The 12,326-nt window shown below is 46.1% G+C and carries 10 protein-coding genes; all 10 read right to left on the reverse strand.

Going from position 1 to position 12,326, the window contains the following annotated elements:
• Positions 1–82: 82 nt before the first annotated feature.
• Positions 83–1,351: an MDR family MFS transporter gene (locus DP120_RS01055; protein ID WP_165843719.1), complete on the reverse strand. Its 1,269-nt coding sequence runs from the start codon at positions 1,349–1,351 to the stop codon at positions 83–85.
• A gap of 48 nt (positions 1,352–1,399) precedes the next feature.
• A complete protein-coding gene (locus DP120_RS01060) occupies positions 1,400–3,529 on the reverse strand; it encodes an ATP-dependent helicase (protein WP_112221338.1) in 2,130 nt (709 codons plus the stop codon).
• Positions 3,530–3,675: 146 nt separating this feature from the next.
• Positions 3,676–4,659, reverse strand: a complete 984-nt coding sequence (locus DP120_RS01065) for a general stress protein (protein ID WP_112221339.1) — start codon at positions 4,657–4,659, stop codon at positions 3,676–3,678.
• Between the two features lie 64 nt (positions 4,660–4,723).
• On the reverse strand, positions 4,724–4,924 hold the full coding sequence (locus tag DP120_RS01070; RefSeq protein WP_112222255.1) for a YwbE family protein: 201 nt from the start codon (positions 4,922–4,924) through the stop codon (positions 4,724–4,726).
• 82 nt (positions 4,925–5,006) lie between these two features.
• Complete coding sequence (locus tag DP120_RS01075) at positions 5,007–5,600, reverse strand: hypothetical protein (RefSeq protein WP_112221340.1); 594 nt, start codon at positions 5,598–5,600, stop codon at positions 5,007–5,009.
• Positions 5,601–5,729: 129 nt separating this feature from the next.
• Positions 5,730–6,917: a YsnF/AvaK domain-containing protein gene (locus tag DP120_RS01080; RefSeq protein ID WP_112221341.1), complete on the reverse strand. Its 1,188-nt coding sequence runs from the start codon at positions 6,915–6,917 to the stop codon at positions 5,730–5,732.
• Positions 6,918–7,040: 123 nt separating this feature from the next.
• Positions 7,041–9,089: a catalase gene (locus tag DP120_RS01085; RefSeq protein ID WP_112221342.1), complete on the reverse strand. Its 2,049-nt coding sequence runs from the start codon at positions 9,087–9,089 to the stop codon at positions 7,041–7,043.
• Between the two features lie 131 nt (positions 9,090–9,220).
• Positions 9,221–10,186 carry a glutaminase gene (locus tag DP120_RS01090; RefSeq protein WP_112221343.1) on the reverse strand — a complete coding sequence of 322 codons (966 nt, stop codon included), beginning with the start codon at positions 10,184–10,186 and terminating at the stop codon, positions 9,221–9,223.
• Between the two features lie 218 nt (positions 10,187–10,404).
• Positions 10,405–11,007, reverse strand: coding sequence for an alpha/beta hydrolase (locus tag DP120_RS01095; protein WP_112221344.1), 603 nt, complete (start codon positions 11,005–11,007; stop codon positions 10,405–10,407).
• Between the two features lie 125 nt (positions 11,008–11,132).
• The gene (gene hslO / locus DP120_RS01100) at positions 11,133–12,014 is read right to left on the reverse strand and encodes an Hsp33 family molecular chaperone HslO (RefSeq protein ID WP_112221345.1); all 882 of its coding nucleotides are present in this window, start codon (positions 12,012–12,014) and stop codon (positions 11,133–11,135) included.
• Positions 12,015–12,326 lie beyond the last annotated feature (312 nt).

Below are 12,326 nucleotides of genomic sequence, written 5' to 3' on the forward strand. Positions count from 1 at the left end.
AAAAGGGCATCGGAAACTTATCCGGTGCCCTTTTTATAATGAAATCTGCTTTTTAGCTATTTAATTGTACGTTCCTGATCCACTATGCAGCAATCCGCTTTTCAAATGCTCGGAACATCACCAGATAAACAACGCCGCTGAGCATTGCAACAATACCCAATATCCCGAAAGTCCAATTGAATCCGAACCAGGCAGTCATGGGAATTGCCACTGGTGCAATCATCCGTCCAATTGTATAGCGCATACTGGCCGCGGCAAAATACTGTCCACGCATTTCTTCCGGCGCCAGTTTCGAGATAAAGCTCTGCTGGATGCCGACAACCATCAATTCCGCGAGAGTGAAGATTCCCATAGCAATAACAAAGACCCAGAAAATAGAAGTAACCGGGAATAATAACATCGCCACACCATATAATATTGCGGAGGTGAAAAACACCCATTTCTCCGGATATCGAGTCATCCAACGCGTGATGAACACTGTAAATAAAGCAACCAGCAATCCGTTTTCAGCCAGCAGGATACCGAAGGATGTTTCTCCCGTAACTTTCCAATCTATACTGAAAAATGAAGCGATGGTCTGGCTGTCGATCGTTTCCTTCAGGTAAACAGGAATCAGCAGATCCAGCTGCATGAAGGTCTGAGCCCCCAGTACGCCGGCAATAACAAACAGCAGGAATACCCGGTCTTTGAAAATAATGCCGTATTCCTTGAATTGTTTGGATACCGCGCCGACCCAGCCGGTCGCTTCTTCCGTTGCCCATTTATCCAGCATTTTTTGCGATAGGGTCTCGTCTGTAAATAAACGGAGAACCAATCCAAGCAGCAGTGAAATAACCGCAACAACCAGCAATAGCTCAAACCGGTAGGAAAAGAACAGTACAGCCCCGATCAGCGGTCCCACGACAACAGCGATATTCAACGTTGTATAGAATATCGCAAAGACATCGCTCCGGTATTTTTCCGGAATGACGTCAGCTATCATTGCTTGGCTCGCCGGCCAGTACAGGGAACCGCCCATTCCGGCAATCGTGAAAGCGATAAAACCGATTTCCGGTGATTCCAGCCATGGTGAATTGGCGAGAGCGAAAAGCAGGAAGGCAAAGCCCTGCCCAATCGACGCGATGATCAGCATTCGCCTTCTCCCGTAGCGATCCGCCAGATAACCCCCGACCAGATTCGCTGCTACTGAAAAGACTTGTGAAATGACAAGCAACAAGCCTGCCATCCCTTTTCCGAATTCCTCGGCAAAATAGATTGCCAGGAACGGAAAAACCATCCAGTAACTCGTGTTCATGAAAAACTCGCCTACCAGGCGCACTTTTAAACTTCTGTTCCAATCTTTGATTTTCATCTTCATTTCCCCGCGTTCTTTACTCATGAACGCCCCGATGCGTCTTCCTTATCCGTTTATCAACTCCAACAACTTATAGCTGAGACAAATATCGATCATCAGGTCCTTTCTTTCTTTTGCAAATTGGATTGAAATACGTTCATGATCCCGCTCCACTATTTCTCCGATGCCGAAAACACGATGGCGCACTGTTGCCCCCTCGACCAGAGATTCCTGGTCGCCTACAGCATTCGGATTATCGGGAACTTTCACTTTCACCGGTGTGGCAACCGCTTTACGCTTTGGAGCTGACAGCGCTTTTTCCGGCAGAACAATATCATTCACTTCGTCAATAAAACGGGAGCCGCTGCCATAGCTGATCAATTCCAGCTGTTTTTTTGCCCGCGTCATTCCAACATAAAAAAGGCGACGCGCTTCTTCCAGCGTATCCGGTTTTTCAGCATCTTCTTCTGTCGGAATGATTCCTTCCACCAGATCAAGCATATACACCCGTTCAAACTCGAGTCCTTTAGCGCTATGGAACGTCGACAAGGTCAGCATCTCATCAGTTTTTTCCGCTTTCGCTTGCTGTGTCACCGCCTCCAATTCCTTCAGGCGCTTCGCAAATTCCATCATTGAAGAAAGAGGTTCGGCAATCTGCTCAAGTGTGACAAGGATTTGAGAAAGGTATTTCAGCCGCATGCCGAATTTTTCAGCCCGGCTTGCAAGCATCTGATCATAGCCAAGCTCTGCCCGGATAGTACGGATAACTTTCAAGGGTTTCATCGTACGCATGGCTTCAAACCACTTTTTCTGTTCGGCGATTATTTTCAGCTGATAATCCTTCATCGTTACGTTTCGGGGAATTTCATCCAATGCATGCGTGCTTGCCGGTTTCATGCGGCTCAGAAAGCGCAATTGGCTTCCGGACCAGTAGGCGTTTGTCTTCGAAGCGATTTTTGAATAGATGTCGACACGTTCCGGTTTCAGGCTGAAACGCATGAAGTTGAGCATATCTTCCACAATCCAGTGGGAGAAAAAGCGGTTATCCGCATCTTTCATATAAAAAGGGATGCCCAGGCGGTCAAGTTCACTCATCAAGAGAGTGGAAGATGAATTATTGCGGTAAAGGATCGCCACATCACCGAAGTGGTCCAGTTGTGTGAGTTGCTTCATCAAATACTTCAACTGATCTTCTTCAGAAGACAGGCGCTTCAGAATTATGGGCGGTCCTTCCTCCTGTTTGGTGAACATGTTTTTGTCATGCCTTTTTTTATTGGCTTTGATGAAGAGGTTCGACGCATTGACGATGGTTCCGGAAGACCGGTAATTCCGTTCCATTTTCATAATGTAAGCGTTCGGGTAAACGTCCTTGAATTTCAGCAGATACGTCGGTTCCGCAGCACGCCAGGTGTAAATCGACTGGTCGTCATCCGCCACCACACAAAGATTCTGGTGCCGTTCGACCAGTTTTTCCACAATCGAATGCTGGACCAGAGAAGTATCCTGGCTTTCGTCAGTCATGACGTAATCCCATTTTTTCTGGTATTTGGACAAGATCGCCGCATCCTTCTCAAGCGCTTCGTTAGCCAAAGTCAGCATGTCATCAAAATCGACGAGGCGGGTATCATGGTTTTCCTTGAAAGCTTCGTAGGTTTTCAGAATTTCCACTGCTCCGGTAAAAGGCTCCTTTAAAGCCGACCACCGTTCTCTTGGCAGCATCTTGTTTTTGACAAAACTGATGAAAGACATGAGCTCTTCCAATTGATCTTCTGTTGCAGGTTCGTCGTTTTCAGTCTGGTACATTTCCTTCAGCAGGCGCTTTTTATGCAGTCCGTTTGTTTCATTGCCTTCGATCATCAGATAGCTGGAACCTGCCAGATACTCCCTGGTTATCCGGAATGCGAGACTGTGGATGGTTGAAAAATCCACTGGTGCAAGTTCCGGAAAAAAGCGCTTGAATCGCTCGCGCATATCGTCCGCGGATGCTTTGCTGAACGTAATCGCCTTGATCCGGTGGGGCGCAATGTTTTTTTCTTCAATCAAATAGCCTGTGCGCATGATCATAGTAGTGGTCTTGCCTGATCCCGGACAAGCAAGCAGAAGAAGCGGCCCTTCTGTCCGTTCCACCGCTTTCCGCTGGATCTTATTCAATTCTACGCCCAGCTGCTGCTTTTTCCGTTCAAAAAAATCAGTCATATTGTGTGCCTCCGAATTTTTTCAATACTGCTATTCTACCACAAAGGAAAAGCGGAAGTGCCTGTTCAGTCCTGACTTATATCCAGAAAAAAAGGACCCGGATGAACGGATCCTCTCTAGCACTTCATCTAATATCTTTCCTCCGATTAAATATCGGATTTTCTGTTGCGGTGCAAATCCCCATCTTTTTCCTCTGCATAATGATGATCATCCAATTCCACTTTTTCTTCCCGTTCTGCAGCAGCAGGAGTTGCATTTTCCGACTGCTTTTTCCTGTTCTGAAGTTCTGTTTTCTCTTTTTCACCCAATCTGAAGGAATCTCCTCCGACCTCATTGAAACGGGCTTCATAATCTTTATTTACATACAGCAGCAACTTGCCGTCTTCCACTTCTTTGTGATATGTTTCTGCTTCGTGTTCAGTAAGCTGCATGTTTTCAAAAGCCAACTCCATTTGGTTATTATCAGTCAGAAAAGAAGTGAAACGATCAAGCCAATCCCCTTCTTCAGCATGGGCATCTATATTCGTTTGTCCTTTTACCATAGATAACTGGCCGTCTTTTTTAGCCATTATATACATATCGCTTTCGGAATAGCCTTCGTCCTTCAGCTTTTCAACCTGCTGCATCAATTCATCTTCAGTCTCATAAGTTTCAATAAAGCGCTTATCCATTATCATCACTCCTTGAAGCTGAATTTCATTCGATGTTTCATAATGACTGCTGTCGATACTTATCCTATCTTCTTCATCATTCCAATAACTTGGCAGGGCAGGATTCCTGTCGTTTTCAAACTCTTCCGCATGCACTCTATTGTTTTCACTGTAGAAAAATAATATTTCCCCTTCTGAAAGATGTTGATAAAGATCAGCAATTTCCTTAGCCTTAACTTCATCTTCATTAATACAAGAAAAGACATATCTGCTTCTGATGAACATGCCAAAACGTCCCATGCCTCTTCCTTCCGCTGCATGGTACGCGACATTGGTACGTGTACGGATTTTCGTTAACTGTTCACTCGACCGCGCAAGCACGCACATATCGGATTCAGCATATCCCAATGCTTTCAGCTCTTCGATTTTGCGGAGCACTTCCCGCTCATCTTCGTAGCTCTCGATGAAATGACGATCCATCTTTTCCACTCCACTCTATAGGGCTGCTCTAGTTTACCCCGAGCTGAAAACTGCAAACGCGCTGCTACTTCGTCTCCAGAATTTCACAGACACGGCCGACCTGGCCGTCTTCGAGACGGACTTTAATGCCGTGCGGATGTGTCGCTGAGTTGGTTAAAAGGTCTTTGACAACTCCACTCGTCTTTTTGCCGCTCCGCTGGTCTTGCTTCAGAATTACATTCACTGCCATGCCCGGTTTAATATCGTTTCTTTTCTTTCCGTCCATAAAAATCACGCCTTTCTTTTCTCTATCATACTCTTTTATCCTGAAAATGAAAAAAGGCGGGAATCTCCCGCCTCCTGAATCATCATTTCCGTTCATTATCCTCATTCCGCCGCGTGCGGTCTGCAGCGTTTTGGGACAGATGCTCGGTAGAATCGGACATGCTTCTATCAGCATCCGGCACATCGTTGATTGCCGGGTCTGCCGCCGGAACATCGGATTCCGCCTGGTCGTTTGCCGGGAGGCCTTCATCAGAAACATCAATACCGGCAAGGTCATCCACGACTGAATCTGTTGTACGTACATTTTCTGTTCCTTCATCCGTTTTTACCGGTCCTGCATCTGCAGCATTCGGGTCGTTCGCAGGCACGTCATCAATCTGTTTATCCATCATCGGGGTGTCTCCCCGATTCCGTCCGGTTTCTGCCTGGTCCGTCAAATTATCGCCCGGGGCGGCCAAATCATCTGTTCGCTGCCCGGTATAGATGCCGCTGCCTGTTTCTCCATCTCCCGTACTCAGATTCCCATCGGGATCCATACGGAATGGACTGTCCTTTTCGTTTCTTTCAGCTGGCTTTTTCTGCTTCTCCTGGGTATTCTCTTTTGGATCGCCGTAGGCTGCGCCCGAATTAAATCCCCGTTCCTGTGCATCATTGTTATTGTTCTTTTTATCAGCCATCTTTTACTCCTCCAAACCTGTTTCAGGCAGAAATAAAATCCTGCACAATTATTTGACCAAATCGAGCATATTCAATGACTAAAAGAAAAAGACGGAGGGTCTCCGTCTTTTCTTGTCAGGTGTTAATTATTAGAAGCGGTCACGGTTGTCCCGGTCACGACTTCTTTCTTCATCCGTCAGATTAACGTCTTCGTCAATATCAGCTTCCTCACGGCGAACCGTATCGCGTACAGTTTCCGTGTCTTCCACTTTGCGTTTGCCGACGACAATCTCTTCGCTGACTACGTCGTTTTTGGAAACATTCACCCGCTCTTCAGAGACAGGAATGTTGATGTTGTCGTTTTCGTTGAATCCTGTGTCACGCGCATCCGTTGATTTTTCGTCAACCGGGCGGCGTTCCACATAAACTTCTTCCCGTTCGACCGGAACATCGACTGAACGTTCTTCCTCCACTACATGCTTATCTACATTCACTTCGCCGGTTTTAACTTGCTCTTTATCCACATGCAGGCGCTCTTCATGTAAACGAAGCTTTTCTTCGTCCGTATGGCCGCGGCCTAAAGTTGTATCGTTGTCCGTGCGGTCGCGGCCAGAGTCCCGGTCCCGATCACGGTCGGCATCAGAATAATTGGTTCCTGTTGTCGGAGAACCGAGGCCGAATCCTGTGCCACTGTCATGGCCGACGCCGGCGGTCTCATCATCTCTGATGGAACGGTCCATCGACTCGCCATCACCAAGTGCATTGTCTCTTCTGCTATTATAATAAACATCATTTTCATCATTAGTATCCACCGTCAGTCCATCGCGGGCCACTGTGCCGGATTCAACATAGCCCGGTTTTGTGCTGTCCGTTACATCAGAGCGGTTTGTATTGTATGCTGTTCCACTGCTGCCCGCTACTCCGGCAGCGCCCGTCGATCCCGTCGCAGCATCTGTCGGTTCTCCGTATGCCTGATTGTCATAAGGTGCTTTCCCTTCGTAGTTGGCACCAAATTCACGGTCTACGAATAAAAGGATTTTGCCATTTTGGACTTCGTTGTAATAACGGTCTGCTTCATCTTTATCAATATCCAATCCCGAGAATGCTTCACGGGTGGAATCATCTCCTGACAGGAAACCCATGAATTTGTCCATCCAATTGCCTTCCGACGATTTATAATCGACATCGGTACGACCTCGAACCATTGAAATCTGATCTTTATCGCGTGCCATTACAAACATGTCATCTTCTTTTGAACCTGTTGCTTTAAGTTCTTCAATCTTTTGCAGAACTTCTGATTCTGTGTCGAAAGTACCCATAAATTTATTGTTGGCCATCTTCTATTCCTCCAATTTTTATGTTTCTGCTGATAAGATGTATCTACTGTTAGATTTACCCGTATGCCACATCCTGAAACCTCTCCATACTTCAATAATACTTTCGACTTAATTTTAAGCTGTTTAGCCAACATTCCGCTTCCAGTGCCTGTGCTCTCTGATTGCTTCTAAAAATGCATCGGTGAACATTCCCATATCGTCTCCTGTAATTACACCCGGCTGTTTTCTCATCTCCGAATTGTGCAGCCATTTCTTCCCTTCATGGGTGGCACCAACAGGTTTATAATGGTCGAATGCTTCGGCGATATACCGAGCTCCTTCTTTTGCGAATTTCTTATTGATGATGGGTCCTCCAACTGCATAAATCGCATCATACAATACGGGATCAGTCGTCGAAAAAGTTTCGTCCACTTTCATTTCAGTTCCATCTGACCCTTTCAAAATCCCTTGCATTTCACTGATGATCTCGTGTTTGACTCCTTTTTCCTTAAACGAATCCAGCACTTGCTTCAAATCTTCACCATTAAAATCCGGTGCCAGCAAAATTCCCACTTTTCGTGTCATCGGTGTTTTAATGGTGTTTTCCTGGCTCAATGCCGGCGAAGTTTTCTCCGGTATTGATACTCCGCTCATTGGAGCTTCCACTCCGATATTTTTAGCGATTTGCTGGCTCATCTTCAAATCTGCGTTGGCAAACATATCAACCACTTGTTTCCTGATGGATATTTCTTTGCATTTTCCAAGTTCAAAACTGAAAGCTTCAATAATATGTTTTTTTTCAGGATCCGACATGCTGTTCCAGAACATCGCCGCCTGGGTAAAATGATCATCGAAGCTCTCGCTCCGCGCACGGATTTTGCGTCCTTCCACTTTTTCCTGGTAATGGCTGAATCCCCCGTCGGCCTCACTGGTCGGAGAAGGTGTATTACCCGCCAATGAATTATTATGATAGGAAACTTGGCCTTTATTGATCGTCATCCGGTTATAGCCATCCCGCTGGTTATTATGGAAAGGGCATACCGGCCGATTTATCGGAATTTCATGGAAGTTTGGTCCCCCGAGCCGTATTAGCTGGGTATCTGTATAGGAAAATAACCGTCCCTGCAATAAAGGGTCATTGGAAAAGTCGATGCCTGGAACTACATGGCCAGGATGAAATGCAACCTGCTCGGTTTCAGCAAATACATTGTCCACATTACGGTTCAACGTCATCTTCCCAATCATTTGGATGGGAACTTCTTCCTGCGGCCAAATCTTCGTAGCATCCAAAAGATCGAAATCGAACTTATGCTCATCCTCTTCCGCTATTATTTGCACACCAAGTTCAAATTCCGGATAATCTCCTTTTTCAATCGCTTCATACAAATCTTTGCGATTGAAATCGGGATCCTTCCCTGCGATTTTCTGCGCCTCATCCCATACAAGTGAATGCACACCCAGCGTGGATTTCCAATTAAATTTGACTAAATGGGCTTTTCCTTCCTCGTTAATGAAACGGAACGCATGCACACCAAAACCGTCCATCATGCGGAAGCTTCGCGGTACTGCCCTGTCCGACATGAGCCACATCACCATATGTGCAGACTCTTGGTTATTCGCTACAAAATCCCAGAATGTATCATGTGCTCCTGAAGCCTGAGGCATTTCATTATGCGGTTCAGGTTTAATGGAATGTACCAAATCCGGAAACTTGATGGCATCCTGAATAAAGAAAACGGGAATGTTGTTTGCCACTAGATCATAGTTTCCTTCTTCGGTGTAGAATTTCGTAGCAAATCCCCTTGCGTCACGAACAGTTTCAGCAGAACCCCGGAATCCAACGACAGTGGAAAATCTGACAAATACCGGAGTTTTCTTCCCTTTTTCAGACAAAAATTTCGCCTTGGTCAAATGAGATTGGGACTCGTAAACTTCAAACTCCCCATGTGCAGCATATCCTCTGGCGTGGACCACCCGTTCCGGTATGCGCTCATGATCGAAATGCGTCATCTTTTCGCGGAAATGAAAATCTTCCATTAACGTTGGGCCTCTGACTCCTGCTTTTAAGGAGTGCTCATCATCCGATACTTTCAGCCCTTGGTTCGTCGTTAAATCCTTTCCTGAATCATCCGTTCTAAACTCTTCCAACTGCCTGTTTTTCGAGTTTTCGTCAAACGCAGGTTTTCTCTTCATTTTCCCTCTCCTTTTGGTTTAGTAGTAGTTTTAAAATACCCTAATTCCTATAGAAGAAACGAATTTAACAGAAATATCAGTTATTTGTTAATAAAAATATCCACGAGTCCTTATCAGACCCGTGGATTACTTTAAAATATACTCAAATCCCATTCTTTCGAGATTTGGCGGAGCATCATTGTACCTGCAGCACTATTGCCCTGAACATCAATTGCCGGACCATAAACGCCGATTCCGGCACCTGCACGGAACTCGTATGTCTGTGAATGCAATTTCGGCGGCACTGCAGCCATGATTCCGCCGGAAACTCCACTTTTTGCCGGTATACCGACATGCGCCGCAAAATTCCCTGAAGAATTATACATGCCGCACGTAACCATAAGAACCTTGGCCACTTGCGCAATCTCGTCGGAGAAATGCTTAACTTTGGTAATCGGGTTGTAACCGTCATAGGCAATAATCAATCCGATTAATGCGAGGTCTTTTGTGGACACTTTGATGGAGCATTGGCGGATATATATATCCAGCGCTTCTTCCACTTCGATTTCGAGGAATTTCGCTTCTTTCAAGTAATAGGCAAGCGCCCGGTTGCGGTGCGATGCTTTCCATTCGGAATCGTAAACTTCACGGTCCATTTCAAGCGGATGGCCGACCAGCTCTTCCAGGAAGTGCAGCAGATATTCATATTTCTTCTGGCTCGTCTGGCCTGGCAGCAAAGCGGAAATAGTAATGGCTCCTGCATTGATAAATGGATTAAACGGCTTGTTCGGACGATGGATCTCAAAAGGGATAATTGAGTTGAAGGCTTCGCCTGTCGGCTCAACGTCCACTCGTTCCAAGACGAATTCCAACCCGTAATGGCAGCTCAAGGCGATAAACGTTAAAGCCTTCGAGATGCTTTGAAGTGTAAATTCGATATCAGTGTCTCCTGCACAATAATAATTGCCTTCTTCGTCCAGCATACAAATGCCCAGTTTACTTGGATCGGCTTTGCCTAGTTCAGGAATATACTGGGCTGTAGTGCCGAGTATCACGTGCCCCCTGTTTTCTTCAACCCATTTCTGAAGCTGCTGTTGTATTCTTGGATTGGTTTGCACACGATCCCTCCTCTATTTTCCATTGTGGTTTCATTGTGCCTGAAAAATGGCTGAAATGCTAAAGAAAAGCGTAAGCGCCCGTTAAGCTCTGAAAGACATAAGACAGACCAACGAAGTGGCCTTGGCCGCGCAGTTGGACTGGCTTATGACCCGAAGAGCTGGGCCGCTGAAGTCTAGACAAAAAAAATCCCCCTGCACCCTGCAGGGGGATAGATTCCCTAAATTTTGCTGTACCAAACTTTGGCCGCTTCGACTTCGGGCATCGTCAGCTGATGGCCCTGGTTTTCCCAGTGCAGTTCAACACTGGCACCGGCATCCGCCAGCAGCTTCTCAAGATCTTTCGATTCCTGCGCCGGACAGATCGGATCATTTGTTCCAGCCGCGATGAAGACCGGCGTTCCGTCTAATGCAGGCAATTCCGTCTCGCGATTTGGCACCATCGGATGATGGAGAATGGCGGCTTTTAATGCATCATCATAAGTGAACAGCAGGTTCGCAGCGATATTCGCTCCGTTCGAGTAGCCGACCGCTACGACGTTTGAGCGGTCAAAACCGTATTGTTCAGCGGAATCCACGATAAATTGATAAAGCTCTTCTGTGCGGAGTTTCAAATCTTCCATGTCAAAAACGCCTTCAGAGAGCCGTTTAAAAAATCTCGGCATGCCGTTTTCCGAGACATTTCCCCGTACACTTAATACAGATGCCTCTGGGTCAATATGTGCAGCAAGCGGCAGCAAATCGTTTTCAGTGCCCCCTGTGCCGTGCAGCAACAGCAGAACCGGTTTTTCCGGATCCTTTCCGGCTTTAAAGATGTGTTTCATAAAATTACCTCCCGTACGATTTCGTCTTTTAATAAGTTCCCATTTTAAGGGTAAATGAAACTTATCTCGAATTCAAGATATTTCCCTTAAGAAAAGACCACCCGCTTTTTAGCGAGTGGCTATTTTCAATATTTCGCTTGTTCCAAAAGGTTCTCCAGATTTTCTTTGGAGAAATGGTATTTTTCATTGCAGAAATGGCATTCCGCCTCTGCCTGTCCGTCTGTTTCGATCATATCTTCAATTTCTTCTGAACCAAGGCTTGTAATGGCATTCGTTATCCGTTCACGTGAACATTGGCAAGTGAATGTGACCGGCATTTCGTCCAGTATCTTCACATTCTCTTTTCCAAGAACTTCATGAAGAATATCTTCCGGCGTCATTCCTTCACTGATCATTTTCGAAATCGTTGGGATTGTCGACAAACGCTGTTCAATATTCGTAATAATCTCTTCCGGAGTTCCGGGCATCAATTGGATGATAAACCCTCCTGAAGCCAAAATCGTATTGTCTGGATTGACTATTACACCTACGCCAACAGAAGAAGGAACCTGTTCGGACGTGACGATATAATGTGTAAAGTCATCGCCGATTTCACCTGAAACGATCGGCACCTGGCCGATAAACGGCTGAAGTAAACCGATATCCTTGGAAACAGATAAGGTCCCCTCTGTTCCGACTGCCCGGCGTACGTCGAGTTTGCCGATTTCATTCAATTCGAAATGAGTCTGCGGTTTTGACACATAGCCCCGTACTTCGCCTTTGGCATTGGCGTCGACCAGAATGTTTCCGATAGGTCCGCCGCCGTTGATGCTGATTGTCAATTTTTCTTCGCCTTTCATCATGGCGCCCATCATGACACTTGCTGTCATTGAGCGTCCAAGCGCTGCAGAGGCGGTTGGCCATGTATAATGGCGTCGCTGTGCCTCACTTACCGTGTCTGTCGTTTTTGCTGCATATGCGCGAACCTGGCCATCAAAGGCCAGAGCTTTAATAAGATAATCTCCCATTTTTTCTCCCTCTCATATAAAGTATCCTGCTGGCTTACTGCACCGGACACTATGTTGATTCATTTAACAATACAAGCGTAAAGTTTTGCTTCATATAGATTAAAACCTCTGCAAATAAAAGTAAATAAATCTGCTTGCTAGAAAAGTGACGGCACCCGTTAAGCTCTGAAAGGCATAAGACGATTTGGCGAAGCGGCGTCTTTTCAGCCGCGCAGTCTCGAAAAGCGGAAGTGCCTGTTCAGCTCTGACAGGTATAAGACGAATCAGCGTAGTGGCGCTCTATGCCACGCAGCTGGTTTGACTTATATCCCG

Source organism: Planococcus halotolerans, from assembly GCF_003289955.1.
GTDB classification, from domain to species: Bacteria; Bacillota; Bacilli; order Bacillales_A; family Planococcaceae; genus Planococcus; species Planococcus halotolerans.